A 24304-nucleotide genomic window follows, 5' to 3' on the forward strand; every position below is an offset into this window, starting at 1 on the left:
CCTTCGACTTGCCTTCGGTCATCCGGCTGGCCTTGCGCTCAGCCAATCTCTCCCGGTCAGCCCGCTTTTCTCCCGTCCCCCGCCGCCGATAAAGACTTGGGGCTTTTGCGCTCGGGATTCGTGGTCTCTTTTCCGTACCTGATAAAAATCCACACCCCGCATAGGATCAGCGCCCCCGCCGAAAGCTGCAGCGCTGACAGGCTTTCCTTCAACAGCAGCCAGGCGAGCAGCGAAGCGAATACCGGTTCGCCGAGCACAGCCATCGATACGGCCGAGGCGCTGAGATATTTCATCAGCCAGTTGAACAGATAATGCCCAAACAAAGTGGGGACTATGGCGAGCAGCAAAAAAATCCCCCATTCCCGCGGAGCATATCCGGTAAACGGCAGCCCGCAGATGGCGTTATACACCGCCAGCGAAGTTGCCGCGACAGCAAACACCAGAAAATTGTAGACAAAAGCGCTGATATGCTTCAAGAGCTGCTTGCCGGCCAGCATGTGGATGGCGACGGCGATCGTCCCGAGCAGGGACAGCAAATCGCCGGCCGCCGCTTGCCCGGACAGCGAAAAATCCCCGGAACCGATGGCGATTGAACCGATGAGCGCCATGCCGATGCCGACCATCATCGCCTTGTTGATTTTTGCGCCAAACAGGAAAAAAGAACCGACCATGACCAGGATCGGCTCCAACGTCAAGATAACGGTAGAACTGGCGACGGTGGTCAACCGGAGCGACTGCATCCACAGCAAAAAATGCAGCCCCAGCATACAGCCGGAAAACAGCAGCTGCGCCCATTGCTTGGCGCTTAGCCGGAATATTTCCCCGCGGTATTTCCACAGCAACGGGAGCATCAGCAAATTGGTCAAATACAAGCGGTACATCGCAATCACCGACACGTCAACGCTTGACCAGCGGACAAAAATCGAAGAGAAAGAAATGGCGATGATTCCGATGATGTAGAGGATTTCGTATTTCGCCGACAATTTGGCATTCGAATTCATACTGGCAGTTCCCTGCTTCCATGATTAGTCTAAATCCGTTCATAATGCGAATCGCAAACCCCTATATTATAGCGAAACGGCGAAATATCCTCAATCAAATTTGGCAACGAAAAACGACGATATTCCGGTCCGGCTTTCCCCGGCAGACAGATCAGGGTACAATGAAATGGATTAGCTATCTCCCGTTTAAAAGGAGCCTTACATATGCCGATAACAAGAGAGTTGTTGACGGACGCCGACTTTCAGGAAGCCCTTGACCGGAAGCAGCGCGTCAGGGTTTTCCGGGACGACCATCTCGTCGAAAACAACACGCACATTATTCGCTTTACCGAAGAGACGATCATTACCCAATCCGGTGTCAGCGACATTACCTACCACCCGCGCCGGGATTGCCAGTTTTTCGAGATTCGCAAATAAAGGAGGTTATTCAAGATGAATCCGTCGCCTTTGATCCAACCGATCGTATCCAAACAGTGGGGCCTTGCCCGCATGTACGAACCCGACCTCGTCATTGTCGATTGCCGCTTTGAGCTCGGCCATCCGCAGGCGGGGCGCGAAGCTTACGCCGCCGCCCATATTCCCGGTGCCGTCTTTCTCGATCTCGAGGAAGATCTCTCGGCACCGGCAGGCGCGCACGGCGGGCGGCATCCGCTGCCTGCCCCGGAAGCGCTCGCGCAGCGGCTGGGCCGGGCGGGGATCGGCAATGCCTCCCGGGTCGTCGCGTACGACGACCAAGGGGGCTTGAACGCCGCCCGGTTGTGGTGGCTGCTGCGCTGGTTGGGCCATGACGAAGTCTACGTCATGGACGAGGGATTTGCCGCCTGGCAGGCCGGCGGCTACCCGGTCACCGATGAGCGGCGGACCGTCGTTCCCGCCGCCTTCGCCCCTACCCTCCGGCCGGACATGCTGGCCGGCGTGGAGGACGTTCGCCGGGCGCTCGGCGATCCCGGCACCGTGCTCGTCGACTCGCGCGCCGCCGACCGCTACGCCGGCCGCACCGAGCCGCTGGACGCCAAGGCCGGGCATATCCCCGGCGCGATCAACCGCTTCTGGAAGGAGCTGCTCGACGAGCGCGGAGCCTGGAAAAGCGGCGAACAGCTCAAAGATCAGCTCGCTCCGGTAACCGATGCGCTGGATGCCGGACGCGAGGTTATCGTGTACTGCGGCTCCGGCGTCAGCGCCTGCCCCAACGTGCTGGCCTTGCACAAGCTCGGCTATCCGCAGGTGAAGCTGTACGCGGGAAGCTGGAGCGATTGGATTAGCTATGAGGAGAATCCGATTGCGACGGGAGAAGAGGCTTAAGATTTTAAAAGGGAAGAAGCCCGCGTCTTCACACGGGCCTCTCCCCTTTTAAATTTGATCCATACGCCGGAGCCGTCTCAACGATACACCAGCCCGCCGTCCGTCAGAATGGCCTGGCCGGTAATATAGTCGGCATCGTCCGAGGCAAGGAAGGACACCAGATTGGCTACGTCCTCCGGTGTCTGGTAGCGTCCTAGGGCAATCGCGCTGGAGAACTTCTCGAAGGCTTCGCCCGGCTTCAGGTTGTCGTTGTATTTGACCATCTCTTCATCGATGCGATCCCACATCTTAGTTTTAGCAACACCGGGGCAGTACGCATTTACCGTAATCTGGTGCTTGGCCAATTCTTTGGCCGCCGCATGGGTGAAAGCCTTGACCGCATGCTTGGTCGCGGAATAGGTGCTCAGCATTTCGTAAGCTTCATGTCCGGCGATGCTGCAGGCGTTGATTACCTTGCCTTTGGATTGCTGTTTGATAAACTGTTCCGCTGCAGCCTGCGTTCCGAAAACGACGCCGTTTACATTGATCGAAAATAGCTTGTTCAACTGCTTCTCGTCGATTTCCAGAAACGGCGAAACCGCGTCAATCCCCGCATTGTTTACGAATACATCCAAACGTCCGAACCGCTCCACCGCCTTGCTTACCAGGTTGAACTGGTCCTCGCGCTTGGACACGTCTCCAGCGACGGCCAGAACTTCATAACCGTCTGCTTCGAATTCTTTCAGTGCGCTTTGCAACAGTTCTTCATTGATATCGTGGAGTACGATTTTGAAGCCATCCTTTGCCAGACGCCGTGCAATTCCTTTGCCCAAGCCGCCCGCCGATCCGGTTACGACTGCTACCTTCGACATGGTTACCCCTCCTTAAATAATGGATATCACCCTTTAATTGTAAATCTATTGTGAAAAAGGGGTCAAGACAATTATTATTAAAATGGCTGGTGTCATTGGAAGTGGCCTGCTACCGCTGCTCCGTCCATCGCTAAGGCTTGGAGACGGCGGCAGGTTGCCCGTCAAGCAGGGAAGTTCGCGGCCCGTCTTTCCCGCCATGCTCTCGCCAGGTATGCCCCAACGTAAAGAATTAGGAGGATTTGTATGAATATTGTGATTCGGGAACTCTCGACGGCAGATGAAGATGCCTGGCAAGATATCGACGACAGTTTTACCGTAGATTCCACCCTCAGCTTGTCCCTGACTGGCAGGCAAATCGATTTCACAGTGAACAAAATCCCCGGCTATACAAAAAGTTATTCGGATCCGCAATTTAAAGACGCGGAGGAAGAAAACTACTCGGACTACATCGGTAACCCCGATCAAATCGTGTATTTGGCTTGCTTGGATAATCAGGCAGTCGGCCGTCTCGTATTGAAACGGAACTGGAACAACTATGCTCTTATCGAAGACATAGCCGTAGACAAAAACTATAGAGGGTACGGAATCGGCCGCAAACTGATCGAACAGGCCAAGCGGTGGGCGCATAACGGCGGAATGCCCGGAATCATGCTGGAAACCCAGAGCAACAATGTGAAGGCATGCGAATTTTACCGGAGCTGCGGCTTTGTTATAGGCGGGTTTGATTTTCATCTATATCGGGGCATTCATAAAAACAGCGATGAAACTGCGATATTTTGGTATCTGATTTTTGAATGAACATGGACGGCCGGCACGTTTCCACGGTCTGACGCAGGCGCTCTGATTGGAAATATCCAATAGAATTGGAAAGCACAAAACCCGCCTTCAGCAGCCAAGCTTGGGGTGGGTGCTTCCTTTCCTCCGGTCCGTTACCCCAGCCGTACTTTCGTTTTATGGCTAATGGCAACCATGCTTGCCTGGGGCTGAATTGAAACCCGGTTGGATATCAGGTACGGTGAGTAAGACCATTGGCAAGGATCATATTTTTGGACCGGTTCCCCGGTGGAGTAAGTTCTAAGCTGTACGACGGGGGAATCATAGATCCACAGCTCATCCAATTCTTCATTGACATAGATTCCGTCCACGTCTTGTATGCCCTGATCAAGCAGCACCTCCATCCCTTCCGAACCGCTCCGGGCTCTGACAATACGCGAAGAGGTATGATCGGCATATTGAGCGAAAATCACACGATCTTGCGAATCCAGGCAAAGCGCGCAGCATACGTGGTTCTGCAGCATCGGAATGTCTTCCGGACGTTTCCTTCGGCCTCGTCCAATCGAGCTGTGTCCCTTGTTCATTCATGGCCCGGATTTGCCGGATCATCTCCTCTTCATACGCCTTGGCCGATTCGTATGCCGGGTCAAGCAGCATCTTCCAGGTTTCCGCATCTGCGTAGTCCATCTCCGCGATTTCGGCGACCAAGGCATCCAACTCGGCACACGTGACCGGCAGATTCCGATTTGTTTGCGGCCTGCTTTGGCCCGACATCCATTTATTTGCTTTTTTGAAGATATCTCTCAAATGTTGCATTGAACCGGCGATATAGCTGCCCGCTCCCCACTCTCCCATGCCGTGCATTAAGTAAGAGACGGGATGTCCTGCTTCGCCGAGGTCGACAATAATCGGATCGCCGGTCAGCAGCGTATGGCCGATAACGATCCATTCCTCCTGCCAGGCTCCTTCCTCGTTTGAAATCAATGAACGGCCTGCCGGATCCACGCGGTAGCCTACCTGCTGGTTCTCCAATTCCTCAGGTGCAAAAATGGCAAAATCAAGCCATTCCTCGGATCAGTGACCTTTAGCACATTGAGCGCCGCCGCTGCAAAGTATACTGGCGATAGAATTCCGGCGGGTTATTCGGTTATAGATAACTACCATGTAAGCAGAGGCAAGAGCCCGCGTATGAACGCAGGCTCTTGCCTTCCCCCGGCCGGCTCGGCTTATCCCAACAACAACACCGACATTTAAAGCGAGAGCAGCTGTTCCAGGCCTTCTTTTAGCGGCGGTTGGGCTTTTCGGGCCGCTCCGGCCAGTTTTTTCACGCTCCCGAAGATCAGGATTGGCCAAATGTTGGGCGAAAAAGAACATGTCCTGCTCACCCGGCTGCACGGGCGGATCGGAGAGAATCTTGGTTTGGATAAACTGTTCCAGCGACTTTTGCAATTGGCTCCGTTTGGGCTCATTAAACAACTGGCGGTTCAGCGTTAGTTTCGATCTTTCCCGTTCAAACTCAAATACAATTTCAAACTTGTAATCAAAAAAACGGGAACCAAGCTCCTCCGAGCGGAACAGACCGTCTACAAGCCCGCACAAGGCAGGAAAAAACTCCTCGGTCAGCAGTTCGTCGCTCAACTCCGTAATATAAGCGCCCGCTTCAATTTTGTAGGAACTGTCGCTCCAGGAGAACGGCTCATAGACATCGATGTGAATTTCCCCCGCTTCCCGGGTATGCTTGCCTTTTCTCCAGGCTACTTGAAGGTAATCCATGATTCCTGCCTGCAGCCTGCTTTGATTGCTAGGTTCATTGATCCGCTTGCTTTCTTTGGCGTATATCGCGGTGACTTCTTTCCACACCTCATTCAAAAAAGCTTCCACAGCCTGGTTCATTGTCGGTCCTCCTGTTTCTCTGAAGCGATGACGATTACTCGCAAATCATACAGCTAGCTTTCTATCAATATACCCAATCATTCGTTTTAAGTGCATTTTGCAGCTATTTCAACGATAGGGCCAAGGGACAGGATCTGCTCTTTATTCCAGCCTCCCCCGGATCGGAGCGAACTTCGTTTCCCCAAAGGATACATTGATTTCACTGCGGATTTCAATCCCCTGTTCAAAAAGCTCGACTTCGACGCTCAGCGCAAACGGCGTTTCAATCCGCCGAATCGTCAGGAGCAGCGTTTCCGCGTTTCGCCAGGTAAAAGAAGCGGCGACCCGTTCCTCCGGCCCGGACAGGGATGACCGCCCGATCCCCCATTCGCCCCGGCCCAATTCAAGGGCATGCTCCCCTTGCTTGTTTTTGAGCTGCAGGCTGGCCTTCTTTTCGTAAAAATCCATACGAAAGCTCGCCAGACCCAACTCGTTCTCTTCGAGGCTGTAGCTTTGCCCGTTCAGCCGGTTTTCGGCGTCCGGGCGGCATTCCATCCGCGGCGGTTCAAGACGAAGCTCCCGCAGCCGGCGCTCCAACTCCCCGGACGAACCGTCCGGGACGGCCGGGACCGGCCCAAAGGCGCCTAGCAAATGATCCCATACCCCGTTCAGCACGCCCTGAAGATCGTTTGTGCCCGCTGTCATCGCAATCACCGCGTCCCGCTCTGGCAAAACGATGCAGAATTGGCCGAACGCCCCGTCCCCCCGATATACGCCGTGACGGCAGCGCCAAAACTGATAGCCATACCCTTGCGCCCAGTCGCTGTCCCCGCCGTCCCCGTTGGAAATCTGTTTCGAGACCGCCGCTTCAATCCAGCTTTCTTCCACTAGCCGCCTGCCGTACCACAACCCTTTTTGCAAGTACAATTGGCCGAACTTGGCGATGTCCTCGGTCGTAATCTTCAAGCCATAGCCCCCGGTATGGATGCCGCGCGGACAGGTTTCCCAGGTTGGATGTTCAATGCCAAGCGGTTCAAACAACCGGGGCCGCAAAAACTCAAGCAGCGTTTGACCGGACGCCTGCTGCAAAATCGCCGACAACATATAAGTGGCACCGGTGTTGTACAAGAAAAACGTTCCGGGCTCATGCTCCACCGGCTGCTTTAAAAAAGCCTTGACCCAGTTGCCGTCCTCCGCTTCGTGCAGCGCTTCCGTCGTATCGGCGGCATGGCCCGTGCCCATCATCAGCAAATGACGGATTTGCATCGCGGCCAGATTGGGCGAAATCTCGTCAGGCAGATCATCCGGAAAAAAGGAGATCACCGGGTCGTCCAGCTTCAGCAGACCTTCCTGCACCGCCATGCCGATCGCGGTTGAGGTGAAGCTTTTGCTCAGTGAAAACAGCATATGAGGAAGCTCCGGGCGGTAGGGCTCCCACCAGCCTTCGGCCGCCACATGCCCGTGGCGCACCAGCATAAAGCTGTGCAGCTCAATTGATTGCGCTTCCATTTCATCCAGAAAATCGATGACATTGCGAGCCGAAATTCCCAGCTCCTCCAAACTTTTTCTCGGCAGTGTTTTCCCCAAGGTGTTCATGTTTCCATCTCCCCTATTTGGAAATTTTGGAACTTGAATCGAACTGATTCAATTATAGATAAAAAATGGCGGCTTATGTTACGATTAATTCATACTTTTTCATTTTATTATGGACCTGCACCGCTACTGTTGGATAAAGAAAACATAATACATAATCAGGAGATTAAACCATGCGCAAAAAAATTGTAGCTATCGATATGGACGATACGATCTGCCATCTCGTGCCCAAAGCGATACACTATCATAATTTGCAGTACCCTGACCGGCCGCTGACCATGGAGAAGATGACCAGCTTTGACATGACGAAAATCTGGCATCCCGATTGCAATGAGGACATTTTTTTCGGACGGCCGGGTTTGTACGAGGAACTTGAAATTTTTGACGAGCATACGGTTGAAGAAGTGCGGAAAATCGCCTCCGAGCATGACGTGATTATCGTCACGGCCGCCAGGCCGTCCGCGGTTCCGGAAAAATGGAACTGGCTGCAGCGCCATATGCCCTTTATTCCGTATGAGAACTTTTTTATCGCCAGACGCAAATCCCTGGTCAATTTCGACCTGCTGATCGATGACGGACCGCATAATCTGCTCCCCGCCAAGGAAGCCGGCAAATTAACGATCGGCATTCCCCGCCCCTGGAATACGCCGATTCAGGACCTCTTCCTGATGAAGGATTCCTGGGATGGCATGAGCAAGCTGGTCAACCGCCTGCTGGCCGAAGGTTCTTGAAAATGACCTTTCGGCCTTGCTTCTTTTATATCGATTTCCTATTAAGCATATAACAATCAAATATTTCTCTTCTTCGGGTTTTGGCGGTATGCTGAATGCAGCGGGAGCGTAAAAAGCTCGCAACGCCGGGAATTAAGCCGGAAATAAAGGAGGCACGCCAAAATGTCCGTTTACGACTTTCAAGCCGCGTTGATCGACGGAACGCTAATTGATTTATCCGCTTATCGCGGAAAGATTCTCCTGATCGTCAACCTGGCCAGCAAATGCAGCTTCTCGCGCCAATTCGCCGGCCTGCAGAAGCTTTACGAAACCTGGCGGGATCAGGGCTTCGAAATTCTCGGATTCCCCTGCAACCAGTTCAACGGCAAAGAACCCGGGAACAACGGCGAAGTGCGGGAAACGTGCCGGCGGGAGTTCGGTGTAACATTCCCCTTGTTTGAGAAAATCGACGTCCGCGGCGAGGCGGCGCACCCGCTTTTTCAATATTTAACGGAGCAGGCGCCTTTTCAAGGATTTGCTCCGGACAGCGCGGACGGCCGATGGATGAGCGATTTTTTGCAGCAAAAATATCCGGACATTTATGCCGGCAACGGAGTGAAGTGGAATTTCTCAAAGTTTCTGATCGGCCGTGACGGTCAAGTGCTGCAAAGATTCGAACCCACGGTGCAGCCGGAAGACATCCACCCTTTCCTTGAGCGGCTTATCGGATAATTTCGGCTGCTCTCTTGACAAAATCGCCCGCCTCCTTTATTTTTGTTGTACATACAAAATAGGTTTGCAGCAGCGCCCAGAAAAGGAGGAACCCCCATGCCGAAGGAACCAAGCGCCGTCCCAGAACCAGTCACTGAACAAGACGGAACGTTTTTACATACCTGTATGTACTTCACCACCAACCGTTTAAGCCGGGCGATAACGCGCCTCGCCGACGATGCGTTTGCCACGACGGGCTTGACCCCGGCCTACGGTTATCTGGTCCGGCTCGTCATCGCCAATCCCGGCATCACCCAAAAGGAGCTTTCCGAGAAGCTGTACATTACTCCCTCTACGCTGACCCGTTTTATCGACAAGCTTGCGGGAAAGCAGTTGGTGGAGCGCAAGGTTCAGGGAAAAACCGTTCTTGTGTATCCGACGGAAAAAGGCATAGCCATGAAGGATTCGCTCCTCGAAGCTTCCAAAAAGCTGAAAGCATCTTATGAGGCTATACTCGGCAAAGAGTTGGCCGAATGGCTGACCCGGCAGCAGGAATCCGCAAGCGAACTGATTGAACGGTAAACAATGAGTTTATAAGGCATTGCCTGCCGAAGAGTCGGTTTTTTGCGGAAAAAGCCAAACTGGGGTTTTCTGTTTATTTAATTTGTATGTACAAACAAAATACAACAAGAGGGAGAACCATACGATGAGCGAAACAAAAGAACAAGACCGCATCAAACTCAAATCAAAGGTTTATTACGGATGGATTATCGTCCTGCTGACCTTTGCCACTTTGCTCGTATCGGCGGGCATCCGCTCGCTGCCCAGCGTTTTGCTCGTTCCGTTCGAACATGAATTCGGCTGGAGCCGCGGCAGCATTTCCAGCGTCATTTCGGTAGGTATTTTTCTTTACGGGCTGGTCGGCCCTTTCTCGGCTGCACTGCTGCTGAAATTCGGCTTCCGCAAAGTCATCGTATGTTCACTTGCCGTTTTGGGACTTAGCCTGGCCGTGACTCCTTTTATCCGCTCCTTATGGCAATTCGAGCTGCTGTGGGGGCTTGTCTCCGGGCTGGCGACAGGCATGATGGCCAATGTGCTGGGCGTGACGGTCAGCAATCAGTGGTTCGTGAAGCGCAAAGGGCTTGTCGTCGGCCTGCTGACGGCCAGCGCCGCTACCGGGCAACTGCTGTTTCTGCCGCTGTTCGCCAAATTGACGTCCGACTTCGGCTGGAGATACGCCGTTTATACCGCCGTAGCCAGCATCGTAATCGTGCTTGCGGCCGTGGCCGTGTGGATGCGGAATCATCCGTATGACGTGGGCGCCGCACCGTATGGTTCAAGCGAACTGGTGAAGCCGGCCCCTTTTCGCGGGAATATTTTTCTCGCGCCGCTGCAAAATTTACGGTTGGCCATGGGGAACGCGACGTTTTGGCTGCTTGCCGGCACGTTCTTTTTTTGCGGCTTGTCCACGAACGGACTCATCGGCACGCATCTGATCGCCGCCTGCGGGGATCACGGAATATTGGAGGTAGCGGCCGCTGGACTGCTTGCCATGATGGGGGTGTTCGATTTGTTCGGCACCACGATTTCCGGCTGGTTGTCCGACCGCTTCGACAGCCGCAAGCTGCTGTTCTGCTATTACGGGCTGCGGGGATTGTCCCTGCTGTTCCTGCCCTTTGCCCTCAATAGCGCCTCGCCTTACATGCTTGTGGTCTTCTCCGTTTTTTACGGCCTGGACTGGATCGCGACCGTTCCGCCAACCGTCAAACTTGCGGGCGAAGCGTTCGGGAAAGAGAAATCCGGGATGATTTTCGGCTGGGTCGTCGTCGCCCACCAGCTCGGCGCTTCGGCGGCGGCTTTCGGCGCAGGCGCCCTGCGCGACTGGCTCGGCAGCTACTCGCAGGCTTTCGTCATCGCCGGCTTCTTATGTTTCGTCGCCTCGGTGATGGCGGTGCAAATCCGCAAAAACAAACGCGGCGGCGCCCGGGCGGCGGCTTAACCCGCCGTAAGAAAAACTTCTATAGAGTAAGTGAGTTTGCGGTGGTAGCCACTACCTAGCGATAGCGGTAATTTTGGACCTCTGTCAAGAAAGTGGACACCCTTTTAAGCAACTTTTCTCTTATTAAATTGCGCAGCAAAGCGAACCGGTGACAAATAGCCGAGTGAACCATGGATCCGTTTTCGGTTGTAGAAGAATTCAATGTAACGGTAGATCTCGTCATAGGCTTGCTGCTTGGTCTTAAATCGCTTGCAGTAAATCAACTCCTTCTTGAGGATGCTGTGAAAGGATTCAATACAAGCATTGTCGTAGCAGTTGCCTTTGCGGCTCATGCTGGCTGTCATTTTGTAAATTTTGAGTTGTTCTCTGTACTCGTGGGACGCATATTGGCTCCCTCGATCCGAATGATGAATGAGCCCTTTTTTAGGCCTTTTGGCCACATAGGCATCCTTCAGAGCGTCCAGAACAAGATCGGTTGTCATTCGGTCATTCAAACGCCAGCCCACGATCTCACGGGTGCATAGGTCCATAACGCTGGCAAGGTACAGCCGACCTTCTCTACAAGGAATGTACGTAATGTCGGTAACCCAAACCTTATTGGGTTTGTTCACTTGAAACTGCTGGTTAAGGATATTGGGAGCAATCGGTAAGTCATGGTTAGAATCGGTAGTTTGCACTTTGTATTTACGTGCGACACAGGCGCGAAAGCCGAGCTCCCGCATGTATAAACCAATCGTCCTCTCCGTTACGTTCTCGCCTTCCTGATTCAGCAAGTACGTGATTTTAGGGGCCCCGTAACGCTGCTCGGAATCGTTGAAGTGATAAGTAATCCTTTTCAGCAGGTGTAACTTACGCAATGCTCGCTCACTCGGCTTTTTGTTTCGCCATTTGTAGTAGCCGCTCCGGGAAACTCTAAAAACCTGGCACATCTTCTCCAAAGAAAACTCGGAGCGGTGATCTTCAATAAACTGAAACCTTACTTCTTTGGTTTGCTGAAGATGTGCACTGCTTTTTTTACGATGGCCAGTTCCTCTTCCACATCGGCGATACGCTGCTGGCTTTCGCGGAGTTCACGCTCTTTGTCTTTCAAGAGTTGTTCGAGTTCCCGAACGCGTTCGACGTTTGTGATGGGTTCGTTCTTAAACTCACGGTATTTCGCCTTCCAGGAATGCAATGTCTTTGCTGGGATATCTAGCTCCAAGGCTACGTCCTCCACCGACTTTGTCTGTTCTTGGAGATATTTTACCGTTTGTCTCTTAAATTCTTCGTTATATCGTTTCCGTTGTTCACCCATGTGAACACCTCCTCAGATAGTTCCATTATCTTTTTCTCTTAACGAGGTGTCCACTTTTTATTCTAGCTCTATTTTTGGTCTTATTTTGATAAAAACCTTGGGTAGAACCCCAAACTGCCCCCATTTTCCAATAATAAAGGTAAAAAGTTCCTCTATTTTGAATAAGCACCCTGCTTTAGCAAAAATAGTGCCCTTTTTTACCGCTATTTCCGTAGACAAGGTACGCCTACTCCCAAATAAACTAACTCCCTTGACCATTCAAGGGAGTTTAACCGGTTTCCCATACTTCACCAGCACATGCCACATGAGCTTAAGCTCCTGCAGTACTTCGGCATAAGTGCCGCGGTCGCTCCAAGCCGCAGGATCGCGCTTTAAATCCATGGCCGCCTCGCCGACCATGCGGACATCCACGAGCCCTTGTCCTGCAATACGCCTTGCCAGGGAAGGCATCGCCGGTCCCCGAAAATCGCTGGGCACCTCCTCTACCGGAAGCGCAAAGCCTTGATGCCAATATAGCTTAATCGAATACCGGCGGCACAGTTGTTCCAGCGTTTCTCCCACCGGGGCATTTTTGAACGAAGGGTCGGCCACCAGCGCCTCGACGTCTTTTTCCAATGAAATGTCGCCGTGTACCTGGGCTTCGATATAATGGTTCAAGTTGCGCTGAAGCTCCCTCCCCGCCGGGTCGGGAAACGGCTGATCCAACCGGGCCAGCAAATGCTCGAAAAATTTCCGCGGTGTCAGGTCCTTTTCGCCAAGCGCGGAATCCCTCAGAAAAATCTCCTTCAGCAGAGCCGCCAAAATCATATCGAACTCCGCCAACGTCCCTTTTTCCCTCGGGTCATCGTGGGAATCCATATAAGTAAAGGTAGCCCGGCGGGTAACTTCCGGCGCCAGCAGGAAATAACACGACCCGAACCGCGGCGCCGGCCCGTCCGGATGCAGCATCAGGTTCAGGGCGCCGTATTTGGGCCGTTCGCCTGGCACGGTGCTTTCCGACGGATAGGCGCCTCCGAACAGCCGTTGCTCCCATTGATCCCGCGCCCCGCCGGGGTAGGCCGTCACGCTGCCGCTGGAAAGCAGCGTTTCGAACTGGCTTTTGTACAAACCCTGCTGAAGCATCGCCTCCGCAACGCTGCGCATCATCGGGTCCGGTCTGTCCGGATGAAAATGCATGGCGATCCGCGTGTGGGCCTTCAGTTTATCTATGGCCGCCTCGCAAGTGCCGGAAGCAATATTCGCCATTTGCAAAATCTCCCGAATCTCTTGCCGAGCCTCCTCCTTGTATTTTACCGCGTAATCCGTAACATGCTCTAAGGCCAATCTTTGCGAATGGGTTAAATTCATAGACAGATACCTGCTCTTTCCTCGTTGAACTCTTCTACAAACCATTAATTTAAATTAGTATATGCCCAATCTTTGGGAGACGATGTGATATTATCGCCAGCCAATTAAAATAGTTTGGTATCTTATTGAAAAATCAATGTGATGCAAAGGGGCGATACAGGAATGATTCGTATTGGATTGATCGAGATTATGATCCGCAAGTTAAAGCGCATGCCGCCATTCCGGAAGCCTTCAAACTATTCATTACTCCACTCACCTGTTCAGTTAGTGAAACCACCCATACCTTCCGCCCGAACGCTCGGCGTTTAAAAGCATCGTTCATCCGTTGATCCGGGCATTTGTGCAGGCGGCGATGATCGCAAATAATACTGTAATTCATGGTTCCTTTATCTATGCGATGGGCTGTTGTATGATAGAATAATTATGTTTGACGATTATGATTAGAGAAAGGGACGTCTTGGATTGGCACAGTTATTTTTCAAATACGGGGCAATGAACAGCGGCAAATCGATTGAAATTTTGAAGGTTGCCCACAATTACGAAGAACAGAACAAACCCGTGCTTATTTTCACTTCAGGCATCGACAACCGCGATGAGGTCGGTTTCGTCTCGTCGCGGATCGGCTTGCGCCGGGAAGCCATCCCAATCTACGAGGATACCGATATTTTCGAAATCGTCCGAACCCATATCCCCAAGCTGTACTGCGTGCTGGTGGACGAATGCCAGTTCCTGAGCGAGGGCAGCATTAAGCAATTGGTCCGGATCGTCGACGAGCTGGATATCCCGGTGATGGCGTTCGGGCTGAAAAACGACTTCCAAAACCAGCTCTTTGAAGGAAGCCGGCTACTGCTCATCTACGCCGACAAAATCGAAGAAATGAAGACGATTTGCTGGTTCTGCGCGCGCAAGGCGACGATGAACCTGCGGGTGGAAAACGGCAAACCCGTCTACACGGGCGAGCAGATCCAAATCGGCGGCAATGAATCGTATTATCCGGTCTGCCGCAAATGCCACGCAAATCCGCCGTTGTAATTGTAGGGGATTTTGCAAACCTCTGTTTTTCGAAAATAACGGCTCTGGTGTCCCATAGGCAGCTTGCAAAATAGAAAAACACTGCTTCGTTTGGTTAAGCGAGAGTGACGAGCTTCTACGGCAGATCAACATTCGCTGTCCGTGCGCTTTGCACGATTATCCCGTTTGATCAGGTAGCAGAGAAACAGGCAAGCTCGGGAGAAGAAATTATTTGGTGGAGAAGCAGATAGGTTTGAGATAATTTAGACGGGCTTAGGAAAAGGAACCAGGTTTAGGGGAGGTGAAACAGACCGGACGGGAGATCAAGACAGGGGTTAAGGACAAGACGCGCGGGAAACGAAAAGACCGTGATTTTGCTGTAGCCTGAACCCTTCCATCTGGAGCAACGCTCGCACTCTTCATGCTAACCCACATCAATCAAATTGATCCGCATTAAGCTAACCCTTCCGTTCCAGGTCCACGATCAGGCCGCAGCCGCAAGGGGCTGATTGGGTTGGCGCGCGATCAGCTTGCGGTAAGGGATCGCCGGAATCGCCACACACATCTGCAGCAACTTCTGCCGCATCGTTTCTTCCGCTCCGGGCAGTCCTCCGGGCAGGCGCAACCGGCGGCGTCCGGTGTATTCGTTCAGGTACGCCTGCAGATGTTTCAGTCCCAAGGCTCCATACGTACTCTTCAGCGATTCCCACGCCTCTCTCACCACTTTCCGCAAGGGCGCATACAGCCGAAAGGCCTGAGGGAACAACTGTACCGCCGATGTACGGACATCCACATGCCCGCTAATAAACGCGGTTAGATCGTGACGGTTTGCCCTCTTTTCGCCTCCCCGCTTATTTGGCACCAGGCGGATTTTGACCTGCTCCGGCTCGCCCGAATCCTTGACCGTGCAGCCGGCCACGACCGCCGAGGCGTACGGATGCGAAAGCTGACACTGGGACGGATTACGCCCATACTGATCGCTGTTCACCTTCACGTCTCCAGAGAGCAGCTCCCGGGCATCGAACTCCCCTACGGAATGACGTATTTTGTGCAGCATTGACCAGGCGGTCTTGTAGGTGACCCGGATCACCTTGCTCAGCCGCAGCGCCGAGATGCCGTCAGGGAGCAGGAACAACTCCAGAGCGTGAAACCACTTCACCAGGGGGAGATGCGTTCCTTCAAAAATCGTGCCGACCAAAGGCGATGTTTGATGCTTGCATTTCCCGCACTCGAACAAAGGGATATGCCGGGAGGTCAGACGGCTGCACCGGGTGTGAGCGCAGCGCGGGCAGACAAAGCCGTTTGGCCACTTCATCGCGATTAGCGCTTCCATGCAGTCCTGCTCGCTGTTAAAACGGCTGCTGAATGGCTGATGTTCCGTTCCCGTATTGATCTCCATGTTTACTCGCCCCCGAATAAAGAATATACGAACGTAAGTTCCATTTATTTCATTATACCAAACATGCGTTCCCTTATCAAGCCGAAAATCTCACCTGAACCGCCTCATTTTTTTCCTTATCTTTTTTGTTTGTTTTTTCTTCTCTTTTTTTGGAACCCATGACTTGCTTTAGCCCCACCCCCTGCTCCATGAACGAAAGGGATAATCGTGCAAAGGCAGGCAGCAGGCAGGAACACCAAGACACGAACCCTTTAGACAGTCCCTTTAAACAGCCCCCTCACCTGGCGTCGATTTGTGACACGGCTCGAAACGGCTACGGTGCAAAAGGTAGATACACTGACCCTGCCGGATCGTGACGCCCTCTTCATCGTTGACGCTTCCATGCTTCCTTGTTTAAACGAAATAGCAGCAAAGCGGTCGAGTTGCTTGCCCGATTTAGAGATCATGCCACCGGCACGTTTTACAAGGGATCTCCTATGCTCTTGATCAACGAAGTAGCCCAAAAAGCCGGGAAGACACTGTCCGCCTCAGATTCAGCGAATTCTAAAAGGTAAAAAAGGCGAGGGTTAGTTATCCCCGGCTTTTTGCGTTGATCGCTCCCCCTCAATCACGAATACCCCCATCCTTTTTAGATAAGGCAGATAAAACCGGTAGGGCGGCCGGTTTACGGGGACGATCCGATTCAGGAACGCTTCCGCTCCCGCAGGGAAACGCGAACCGTGCTGCCCGTAGAAGTCGGCCGCGTCCTCGCGGGATACAAAAGGCTGGCCAAATTCCAGCGCCGTCTCTTTCAGGGAATAGCGGACTCCACTTTCGCTTAGACGCTCCTCAAGCTTGCCCGCCGTGAGCCGCACCCGGCCCGCCCCGGCCCCGCTTCGTCCCGTCAAGTTGCTGCCTTCATCCCAATCGGCAATTACAATCAGCTTGCGGCAATACGGCAAAAAGCGTTCGGCCGACAGGCTGCCGAAATAGGACAGCAAGATGACGTCGCACCATGGCTCGCTGTCAAAGGCATCGTTAAGCCGCACTTCGATATTGCCGATTTGCTTGGCGGCTATATCTTCGGTCAGCGAAGCCAAGGCGGCTTCGTTGATATCCACGCACACGATTTTGCCCACGCTGTCACGCCATTGCTGCGACAGGAGCCCGAGGCCGCAGCCGATATCAAACAAAGTTTCGCTGCCCGCAATGACGGGGCGCAGCCGCTCCGCCAGCTTTTCGTGAAATCCGGTGTAGGCGCTGGCCGCCTTAAACCAGCCGACCGTATTCGCATTCCAAGTAAACTGCATCGTTATCCCCCTATTCATGATTGAAACCTCAGGCTGGTTTTCTGAGCCGAGGCGTAAATTTTGCCGCTTTCCTGGCCGCAGCAGATACGCCGGGCCCGCTCGCCGTCCTTGATCGTGATCCCGGACAGATCGGAGACGCCAAACTGCTCAAGCACCGGCGCCATAGGCGTCGAGGGACCGACGATGACTACCTTGGCCCCCCGTGACAACCCCAAAAGCCGCGGCATTGCTTTATTGGTCAGCGCGGCGCTGGTGATGACAACAAATTCGGCCTCCGGCAAAATATATTCGGCGGCGGTATACGGAAAATCGCCCTCCTTCGGCTCGAATTCGAGAACCGACAGGTCGCACACCGGCCGGAACAGCTGATCCAGATAATGAAAATGCCCCACCACCGCCACTTTTTTGTCCCGGATGGCCGCTTGGTAGGAAATGAACGGATCATATATCCGGTCCTCCGTAAAACGGGCGTCGGAAACGGGAACGCCATTGGCCTTGGCGACGGGCAAGGCATTGTAATAGGCGTTGATCGCCGCCTGGCCGACGCCGGCTTCCTGCAGATTCCACGACTTCACGCATGCGGCAAGATCCCGCAGCTTCATGCCCGGATTTTTCTGTCTAAGAACGGTCGGTCTAGTCCTTCCCGCCGGCACTCCGCTAAAGCCGCAGCCCAAATTGCTGCGTACGAAGGCCGTGCCGGGCCCGCACACCAAATCCTCCACCGTGCAGGAATCGTCAATCCCTTCAATTAACGCGTCGTATAATTCCCACATATTCATCTCTCCCCTCAACTAAAGAGGTAGTTCAATCCCCACTTAAAGTGCCGGGGCGATAATCAGCTCTCCCTGGCGCAGCCGGCGGCGCACCTCCATCAGCGCCTCGTCAAGCGCTTCGATCCGAACCTGGCTCTCCCGCTCTTCAGCCGTCTTTTCGATCACTTTATGGATGCCGCCGCCCCGGATCACGATCCGTTTGTCCGCGCTAAGCGCCAGCAGCGGATCATGGGTGGAGATCAGCACGATTTTATCCTTGCTGGCCAGCAGATTCACCGCCTGTTTCCGGTCAATGCCGGCGTTCTCGATCTCATCGATCAAAACGATCGGCGAAGCGCTCATATAAGCCGTATCGGCAATCATCAAAGCGCGCGATTGGCCGCCGGAAAGCTGGGTTACCTTCGTGTTCAGGCCAAACTTCTCTCCCGCCAGCCGGTTGGCGCAGTCGAAGCACTGCTGAATCACCGCTTCTTTGTCCGCGCATAGGCGGCTTTGGGCGTGCATGTCCAGGAACTCCCCGACACTAAGGTCTACCACAAAGTTCATATTCTGCGAAAGCTGGGCCACCAGCTTCCCCTCCATCCCAAACCGCTCCTCGTCCTCCAGCGGCCTGTCATTGACCAGAATTCGCCTCCGCGTAGGCGTATCGCCCTGGGCAACGCATTCGATGTCGGCAAGCAGCCGGCTTTTGCCCGAGCCCGTAGGCCCTACGATACCGATGATCTCCCCGGTGCGGATCGTCAGGCTGATTTGCTCGGGATTGCCGCTTTTATCCCGGCCCCCAAGCAGCGTAATCGAACGGATTTCATTTTCAAGCGTTTCGCTCTCCAGCATCGTCTCCAAAAAAGCGGCAAACTGAAACGGGGCTTCCGCACGAGTGCAGCCAAACTCCAGCAGGCGTTCCTCATTCACCTGTTCCAACGCTGCGAGCAGCGTCCGTTCCCAAGGCAGGTCATCCAGGCCGAAATTAAGCAAAAAATCGCGCGCAATGGGATACAGCTCCACAATTTCAGCGATTGGGCTTGTTTCGATCAGCCGTTGAAATTTCATCATCATCAACCATCACCTGAACTCCATTTTTTTCATCATACCCATCTGGTAGCTCTCGCCAATGCGCATTTCTCCCGTACAGTAAGAGCATACCGAGGCCGGGGTCGTAAACCGCAGCCGCGCGTCCCTTAACGTCGTTGTTTCGGCAGCCTTGGCTACGTGCTTGCCAAGCATAAAAGCGCCCTGGCCGGTAATCCCGTTGACAAACAGAATCGCGGCCCGGCCGTTCACCTGGCGAACATTGAAACGGAACACTTCGCGCTCCGCCTGCGAGACGATGTCTCCCTTCGTGATCACGATCACATCCGCCAGTTTGAGCATGCCGATTTTGCGCGGTGTCTGCACGCCCGACAAACAGTCGATGACGCAAACCGCCAAAACGCCGCGGATATAAGGGGAACAGCGATTGCACAAACCGGCGCTCTCCGTAATCAGCACATCTAGCCCGCTTCCTCTCCCCCACTCCACGCCGTCCTCGATGTTGCTGACGAAAAAATGATCGGGGCAAACTTTGCCGGAGTACCCTACCTGTACGGGCAGTCCCGCTTCCTTGTACCGAAGCTGGTCGAAGGTAGTAAGACAGTCGAATTTAATGACGCCGAGCGTTTGCTGCTGCTCCCGCAGACTTTCGGCCAACTGCAAGATCACGGATGTTTTCCCCGATGAAGGCGGGCCCGCCACAGTAACCAACTTCATGCTTCATCCTCCGCAAAAATTTATTATTTTTAAATTTACTGAAAAAAACAGCGAATCGGCAGTATCATTTATCACTAATTATAACTAAATATATTTATTTATATCTAATTATAATTTTCAATTGACAACTTATGCAGCCGATTGCTACAATGAGCGACAAAAATGAGCGTTAACGGAGGTGGGGAAAACGATTGAATAGTTTACGATATCGATGGACGCTGCCGGCGCTGGTGTTGCTGCTGCTCATCATCATCCTGATTTCCTTGAACCTGGGCCGATATCCGATTACGCCCGGCGAGGTGCTGAAGCTGATATTAGCGGCGGTTCATCCCGCTGAGGGCAACGTCGATGCACAGCAGCAAGCGATATTTTACAATGTCAGACTTCCGCGCATCATCCTGGCCTGCCTCGTCGGCTGCTGCCTTGCCGCGGCGGGAGCCGCCTATCAAGGGATCTTTCAAAACCCGATGGCCGCTCCGGACGTGCTTGGCGCCTCGGCTGGGGCCGCTTTCGGAGCGGCGCTGGCTATTCTGCTCGGAGGCGGCAAGCGGGAGATTACAATTAGCGCGTTTATGTTCAGCATCCTTTGCGTGCTTCTTGTGCTTGCCATAAGCAGAAGGACGAAGAGCAGGCAGGTGCTTGGCCTGATTTTATCCGGCATCATGGTTGGCTCGCTGTTTTCCGCCTGCACCTCCTTTATTAAGATGGTGGCGGACCCCAACGAACAGCTTCCGGCTATTACATACTGGCTTATGGGGAGTCTTGCGGGCACGAAAAAAGAGGAGGTCCTCTTCATTGTCATTCCCATGGCTTTGGGACTGGTGCCGCTGTTGCTGCTGCGCTGGCGCGTCAATGTGCTGACCCTGGGGGATGCCGAGGCCCGCACGATGGGCGTTAATGCTGGAGCTGTCCGGCTTGCCGTCATCGTATGCGCCACGCTCCTTACAGCCTCCAGCGTGGCGGTCAGCGGCATGATCGGCTGGGTCGGCCTCGTGATTCCGCACCTCACCCGCTTCCTGGTCGGCAACAACTATCAGCGCCTGCTGCCCGCCTCCATGCTGGCCGGAGCGGTGTTTCTCCTGATCGTGGACAACTTTTCCCGCAATTTGTGGACTAGCGAAGTACCGATCGGCATCCTTACCGCGATTATCGGCGCTCCGTTCTTCATCAGCCTGATTCTGAAGGCGGGTGATTCCGCTTGAGTCTTTGCGTGGAACGGCTTTGCTTCTCCTATAAAAAGGAGCGGGTGCTGGACAATGTCACTTTCACCCAACAGGGGAGCAGCCTCTTATGCCTGCTCGGGCCCAACGGTGTGGGCAAAAGCACGTTATTCCGCTGCATCCTTGGCTTGCTTCCCGGTTATACCGGGGAAATCGTCATCGACGGCAAAAACGCCCGAACCCTGCCGCCGCGTGAACTGGCCCGTCATATCGCCTTTGTCCCCCAATCCCACGCCCCTGTCTTTAACTATTCGGTGATGGATATGGTGCTGATGGGAACGTCGGCCAGTTTTTCGGTATTTTCCGTCCCCGGCAAACAAGAACGGCTGATCGCGGAGCAAGCCCTGGAGCAAGTGGGGATCTCCCGGCTGGGCGGCAGAGCGTTCATGGAGCTAAGCGGCGGAGAACGGCAGCTCGTGCTGATCGCGAGAGCTTTGGCGCAGCAGGCCCGCATCCTGCTGATGGATGAGCCTACGGCCAATCTAGATTACGGCAATCAACTGCGGGTGTTAAGCAAAGTTAAGCAGTTGACGCAAGCGGGTTACACGGTGGTTCAGTCCACCCATAACCCCGATCAGGCCCTGCTGTTTGCCGATACGGTGATGACGCTGCAAGAGGGACGGGTGACCGCCTTTGGTCCCCCGCGCGGCGTGCTGGACGAAGAAAGGCTCCATTCGCTTTACGGCGTGGACATTAACCTGGCCCGCCTGTATGACGGGAAAATCTCCGTTTGCGTCCCCCGGTTTGCGATTTCCGATACATAAAGCCCAGGCGAAAGCGGGATATCGTTCGTTTTGGAAATTTGAAAAATGGTTTGAGAGAGGATGGTGTTTCGCTTGAAAAGAAAATGGTTTAGTTTATCGAAAATCTCAATTGCGTTGTTGGCAACAGTTATGTTGCTGGCTGCCTGCGGGTCCGCAGGGGAGCAGCCATCGCCGCCGGCCGCCCCGGCACAGGCCGCGCCCGGCGCTGCGGAATCGGCGGTAGGCGGGCAAGATGCGAATCCGTCGCCGGATGGTACGGAAACCGTAGTGTTCACCGATTCGGCGGGACGAGAGGTGGAAATTCCGAAAAATATCGAGCGGATCGCCCCTTCGGGTTCACTGGCGCAAATCGTGCTTTTCTCCCTGGCCCCGGATAAGCTCGTGGGCTTGTCCGGCAAATGGAGCGACGAAGCCGGCGCTTACCTCGCTGACAAGTATTTGCAATTGCCCGTATTCGGCCAATTTTACGGTTCGGGCGATTTGAACATGGAGGCGCTGGCCGCCGCCAAGCCGCAGCTGATCATCGATATCGGCGAGAAAAAGGACGGCATCGCGGAAGATCTCGACGCCCTTCAGGAACAGCTTGGCATTCCGGTGATTTTCGTGGAGGCAACGCTTAAAACGATGGCCGGCAGCTACAACACGCTGGGCGAGGTGCTCGGCATGCCGGATGAAGCCAAAGTCCTGGCGGATTATTGCGACGAGGTTTATACCAACACCGTGAAAACGATGGAAAAGATCGGCGATCATAAAGTGAAAGTGCTGTATAGTTTAGGCGACACCGGTACCAATATCATTTCCAAGGGTTCTTTTCACGCCGAAATTCTCGATCTGCTCGGGGACAATGTGGCCGTCCTGGACAACCCGTCCAGCAAAGGCAGCGGCAATGAAGTTTCGCTGGAACAAATTGTCCAATGGGACCCCGACGTGATTTTCTTCGCTCCGCTGAGTATTTACGGCAGTGTGGCCTCCGACGGGACGTGGAAGCAAATGAAGGCGATTCGTGACGGCAATTACTTTGAGGTGCCCGGAGCGCCGTACAGCTGGATGGGCTCTCCGCCTTCCGTTAACCGTTATATCGGGATGATCTGGTTATCCCAAACACTGTATCCGGATGTTTTCAAATACGATCTCCGGGCCGAAGTGAACCGTTTCTACAAGCTGTTCTACCACAGCGGCGATTTGACGGATGAGCAATACAAAGCGTTGACGCAAAATGCGGTAAAATCCTAAATGCGTTAATCCATATCGTAAATCGTGCCGACCTTTAGCCCGTAAAGCTCATTGTAGATTTTCTCCGCGTAAGCGTCCGTCATCCCGGCGATATAATCGATGATCATATGCTCCCAGGTCCAGATTGGCCGCGTCTTTTGCTGATCCCGGTCAAATCGGCGCAGCCAGTCGCCTGGGATGATCGACTTGGACGTCTGCGGATCGACGAAGGCGTCCCACAGCCGTTTGATGACCCAGGCGCTGCGTTTCTGGAGACGCTGTACCCGCAGATCGCGAATCATCGTCACCCAGGCGAAGCTTTTCAGCACGCTCACCGTACGCAGCATGTCTTCGTCTTCCCGGCCCTCCTTGACGAACGTCACCTTTTTCCAGTTTCCGTCGTCGATCACGCCGAGGCTGCCCACGAACAGGCTGACCCAATAGGCCTTGACCTCTCGGCGCGTCCGGGAATAATCGTGATCGCAGACCGGCATCTTCGTATTCCAGATCGTCAGGAACGAACTGAGCACTTCCTTCACCTTGATCAAAATGTTGTCCGGCGTCCAGCCGGCCCAGAAAAAGTCGTCAAGGGTCATGATTTTTTCCACAATCAGCCGCTCGATATGCGAATCTTTCAGAAAATGCTCGTGCACTTCGATTTTGCCGGCCTTGATGCCGTCCTCCAAATCGTGGGCCGAATAGGCGATGTCGTCGCATAGGTCCATCAACTGCGCTTCAAACGTCTTTTTGCCTTCGGGAATCCCCCAGCGGTCCCGGATGTAGGAAATGTACTCCCACTCATGCAGGTACAGCCCTTTTTTGTTCACGGTGCCGGGGTAAGGATATTTGTTCGTACCGAGCAGAACGGCGTCGGATAAATTCAGGCCGTCGATATTTTCGCGTTTCTCCAAAAACATCATCAGCCGGAAATTGTGGGCATTGCCTTCAAAATGCTCATATTTTCGCCGCATCGCCTCCCGCGTATGCTGCTCCTCTTCGGGAGCGGCGTTCCGTTCCCCCAGCGCCTGCTTCACTTTATCCTCCACCAGTTTCTCAAGGATGCCGTCCAGCACCTCTTCTCCCTTATGACCAAACGGCGGATGCCCGAAATCGTGGCAAATCGCGGCGCACTCCACCACCTCGGGATCGATGATCAGCCCCGGATGCTCCGCCTTGTCCGCAGCCACCTCCGGGTACGCCCGCAGCAGCGCGCGCGCCGCTTCCCGGGCGATCTGCGCCACCTCCAGCGAATGCGTCAGCCGCGTGCGGTAATAATCGCCCGTGCCCGCGCCGAACACTTGGGATTTGCCTTGAAGCCGGCGGAAGGTCGGGGAATGAATCAGCCGCGAATAATCGCGTTCAAACGTCGCGCGGCTTGTTTCTTGTCCGATATTATCCGGGTACTGCCGGTGTTCTCTTAACTCCTGGATGTTCAT

The 24304-nt window shown here is 53.9% G+C and carries 25 protein-coding genes and 1 pseudogene; 11 read left to right on the plus strand and 15 right to left on the minus strand.

The genetic code is table 11. The features are described 5' to 3' along the window. Nucleotides 1-56 precede the first annotated feature (56 nt). Nucleotides 57-1001, minus strand: a complete 945-nt coding sequence (locus DYE26_RS17675) for a DMT family transporter (protein WP_036625918.1) — start codon at nucleotides 999-1001, stop codon at nucleotides 57-59. Nucleotides 1002-1205: 204 nt separating this feature from the next. Between DYE26_RS17675 and DYE26_RS17680 the strand changes: the two genes are divergently transcribed. Both DYE26_RS17680 and DYE26_RS17685 read left to right on the plus strand, forming a co-directional pair. Next, the gene (locus DYE26_RS17680; RefSeq protein WP_036625920.1) at nucleotides 1206-1418 is read left to right on the plus strand and encodes a hypothetical protein; all 213 of its coding nucleotides are present in this window, start codon (nucleotides 1206-1208) and stop codon (nucleotides 1416-1418) included. 15 nt (nucleotides 1419-1433) lie between these two features. Beyond that, nucleotides 1434-2303, plus strand: coding sequence for a sulfurtransferase (locus DYE26_RS17685; RefSeq protein WP_155621525.1), 870 nt, complete (start codon nucleotides 1434-1436; stop codon nucleotides 2301-2303). Nucleotides 2304-2380: 77 nt separating this feature from the next. Here the strand turns inward: DYE26_RS17685 and DYE26_RS17690 are convergent, their stop codons facing one another. Further along, nucleotides 2381-3154 carry an acetoin reductase gene (locus DYE26_RS17690; RefSeq protein WP_036625921.1) on the minus strand — a complete coding sequence of 258 codons (774 nt, stop codon included), beginning with the start codon at nucleotides 3152-3154 and terminating at the stop codon, nucleotides 2381-2383. Nucleotides 3155-3397: 243 nt separating this feature from the next. Between DYE26_RS17690 and DYE26_RS17695 the strand changes: the two genes are divergently transcribed. Further along, nucleotides 3398-3952 (plus strand): GNAT family N-acetyltransferase, encoded by a 555-nt coding sequence (locus DYE26_RS17695; protein WP_036625922.1) that lies wholly within the window; start codon nucleotides 3398-3400, stop codon nucleotides 3950-3952. A 131-nt stretch (nucleotides 3953-4083) separates the two neighbouring features. On the opposite strand, the gene DYE26_RS17700 is transcribed toward DYE26_RS17695, so the two are convergent. From DYE26_RS17700 to DYE26_RS17715, 4 genes are all read right to left on the minus strand, one after another. Beyond that, nucleotides 4084-4332 (minus strand): hypothetical protein, encoded by a 249-nt coding sequence (locus tag DYE26_RS17700; RefSeq protein ID WP_036625923.1) that lies wholly within the window; start codon nucleotides 4330-4332, stop codon nucleotides 4084-4086. Then, on the minus strand, nucleotides 4316-4912 hold the full coding sequence (locus DYE26_RS17705; protein ID WP_124333574.1) for a hypothetical protein: 597 nt from the start codon (nucleotides 4910-4912) through the stop codon (nucleotides 4316-4318). The genes DYE26_RS17700 and DYE26_RS17705 overlap by 17 nt, the downstream gene beginning before the upstream one ends. Before the next feature lie 90 nt (nucleotides 4913-5002). Beyond that, nucleotides 5003-5821 (minus strand): DUF6138 family protein, encoded by an 819-nt coding sequence (locus tag DYE26_RS17710; protein ID WP_221928476.1) that lies wholly within the window; start codon nucleotides 5819-5821, stop codon nucleotides 5003-5005. A gap of 141 nt (nucleotides 5822-5962) precedes the next feature. After that, entirely contained in the window at nucleotides 5963-7396 is a 1434-nt protein-coding gene (locus DYE26_RS17715; RefSeq protein ID WP_036625924.1) for a serine hydrolase domain-containing protein, read from the minus strand. A 170-nt stretch (nucleotides 7397-7566) separates the two neighbouring features. Between DYE26_RS17715 and DYE26_RS17720 the strand changes: the two genes are divergently transcribed. The 4 genes from DYE26_RS17720 (at nucleotide 7567) to DYE26_RS17735 (ending at nucleotide 10813) form a co-directional block, all read left to right on the plus strand. Next, complete coding sequence (locus DYE26_RS17720; RefSeq protein ID WP_036625925.1) at nucleotides 7567-8124, plus strand: 5' nucleotidase, NT5C type; 558 nt, start codon at nucleotides 7567-7569, stop codon at nucleotides 8122-8124. Nucleotides 8125-8286: 162 nt separating this feature from the next. Continuing rightward, nucleotides 8287-8835 carry a glutathione peroxidase gene (locus tag DYE26_RS17725; protein WP_036625926.1) on the plus strand — a complete coding sequence of 183 codons (549 nt, stop codon included), beginning with the start codon at nucleotides 8287-8289 and terminating at the stop codon, nucleotides 8833-8835. 96 nt (nucleotides 8836-8931) lie between these two features. Beyond that, on the plus strand, nucleotides 8932-9396 hold the full coding sequence (locus DYE26_RS17730) for a MarR family winged helix-turn-helix transcriptional regulator (protein ID WP_051985689.1): 465 nt from the start codon (nucleotides 8932-8934) through the stop codon (nucleotides 9394-9396). A gap of 124 nt (nucleotides 9397-9520) precedes the next feature. Beyond that, nucleotides 9521-10813, plus strand: coding sequence for an MFS transporter (locus DYE26_RS17735; protein ID WP_036625927.1), 1293 nt, complete (start codon nucleotides 9521-9523; stop codon nucleotides 10811-10813). A 104-nt stretch (nucleotides 10814-10917) separates the two neighbouring features. Here the strand turns inward: DYE26_RS17735 and DYE26_RS17740 are convergent. The 3 genes and pseudogenes from DYE26_RS17740 to DYE26_RS17750 all read right to left on the minus strand — a co-directional run bounded on the left by DYE26_RS17740 (nucleotide 10918) and on the right by DYE26_RS17750 (nucleotide 13454). Beyond that, nucleotides 10918-12107: pseudogene (locus DYE26_RS17740) on the minus strand (IS3 family transposase). 57 nt (nucleotides 12108-12164) lie between these two features. Beyond that, entirely contained in the window at nucleotides 12165-12326 is a 162-nt protein-coding gene (locus DYE26_RS33515; RefSeq protein ID WP_172531704.1) for a hypothetical protein, read from the minus strand. Between the two features lie 39 nt (nucleotides 12327-12365). Beyond that, a complete protein-coding gene (locus DYE26_RS17750; RefSeq protein ID WP_036625928.1) occupies nucleotides 12366-13454 on the minus strand; it encodes a DUF3626 domain-containing protein in 1089 nt (362 codons plus the stop codon). 462 nt (nucleotides 13455-13916) lie between these two features. On the opposite strand from DYE26_RS17750, the gene DYE26_RS17755 reads away from it, so the two are divergent. After that, nucleotides 13917-14486, plus strand: coding sequence for a thymidine kinase (locus DYE26_RS17755; protein ID WP_036625929.1), 570 nt, complete (start codon nucleotides 13917-13919; stop codon nucleotides 14484-14486). A 463-nt stretch (nucleotides 14487-14949) separates the two neighbouring features. Here the strand turns inward: DYE26_RS17755 and DYE26_RS17760 are convergent, their stop codons facing one another. The 5 genes from DYE26_RS17760 to DYE26_RS17785 all read right to left on the minus strand — a co-directional run bounded on the left by DYE26_RS17760 (nucleotide 14950) and on the right by DYE26_RS17785 (nucleotide 19672). Continuing rightward, nucleotides 14950-15864 carry a transposase gene (locus tag DYE26_RS17760; RefSeq protein WP_115311242.1) on the minus strand — a complete coding sequence of 305 codons (915 nt, stop codon included), beginning with the start codon at nucleotides 15862-15864 and terminating at the stop codon, nucleotides 14950-14952. A gap of 566 nt (nucleotides 15865-16430) precedes the next feature. Then, nucleotides 16431-17153, minus strand: coding sequence for a class I SAM-dependent methyltransferase (locus tag DYE26_RS17770; RefSeq protein ID WP_051985691.1), 723 nt, complete (start codon nucleotides 17151-17153; stop codon nucleotides 16431-16433). A gap of 14 nt (nucleotides 17154-17167) precedes the next feature. Beyond that, on the minus strand, nucleotides 17168-17926 hold the full coding sequence (locus DYE26_RS17775; protein WP_036625931.1) for a DUF364 domain-containing protein: 759 nt from the start codon (nucleotides 17924-17926) through the stop codon (nucleotides 17168-17170). 42 nt (nucleotides 17927-17968) lie between these two features. Then, nucleotides 17969-18979: an ATP-binding cassette domain-containing protein gene (locus DYE26_RS17780; protein WP_036628780.1), complete on the minus strand. Its 1011-nt coding sequence runs from the start codon at nucleotides 18977-18979 to the stop codon at nucleotides 17969-17971. A 9-nt stretch (nucleotides 18980-18988) separates the two neighbouring features. Further along, complete coding sequence (locus tag DYE26_RS17785; RefSeq protein ID WP_036625932.1) at nucleotides 18989-19672, minus strand: GTP-binding protein; 684 nt, start codon at nucleotides 19670-19672, stop codon at nucleotides 18989-18991. Between the two features lie 191 nt (nucleotides 19673-19863). Between DYE26_RS17785 and DYE26_RS17790 the strand changes: the two genes are divergently transcribed. The 3 genes from DYE26_RS17790 (at nucleotide 19864) to DYE26_RS17800 (ending at nucleotide 22889) form a co-directional block, all read left to right on the plus strand. Next, nucleotides 19864-20874, plus strand: a complete 1011-nt coding sequence (locus DYE26_RS17790; RefSeq protein WP_051985692.1) for a FecCD family ABC transporter permease — start codon at nucleotides 19864-19866, stop codon at nucleotides 20872-20874. Beyond that, complete coding sequence (locus tag DYE26_RS17795) at nucleotides 20871-21656, plus strand: ABC transporter ATP-binding protein (protein WP_036625933.1); 786 nt, start codon at nucleotides 20871-20873, stop codon at nucleotides 21654-21656. Before DYE26_RS17790 ends, DYE26_RS17795 begins: the two co-directional genes overlap by 4 nt. A gap of 72 nt (nucleotides 21657-21728) precedes the next feature. Beyond that, a complete protein-coding gene (locus tag DYE26_RS17800; RefSeq protein WP_036625934.1) occupies nucleotides 21729-22889 on the plus strand; it encodes an ABC transporter substrate-binding protein in 1161 nt (386 codons plus the stop codon). Nucleotides 22890-22894: 5 nt separating this feature from the next. Here the strand turns inward: DYE26_RS17800 and DYE26_RS17805 are convergent, their stop codons facing one another. Then, nucleotides 22895-24304, minus strand: coding sequence for a deoxyguanosinetriphosphate triphosphohydrolase family protein (locus DYE26_RS17805; protein ID WP_036625935.1), 1410 nt, complete (start codon nucleotides 24302-24304; stop codon nucleotides 22895-22897).

The sequence above is a fragment of the Paenibacillus macerans genome (assembly GCF_900454495.1).
In the GTDB taxonomy this organism is placed as follows: Bacteria; Bacillota; Bacilli; order Paenibacillales; family Paenibacillaceae; genus Fontibacillus; species Fontibacillus macerans.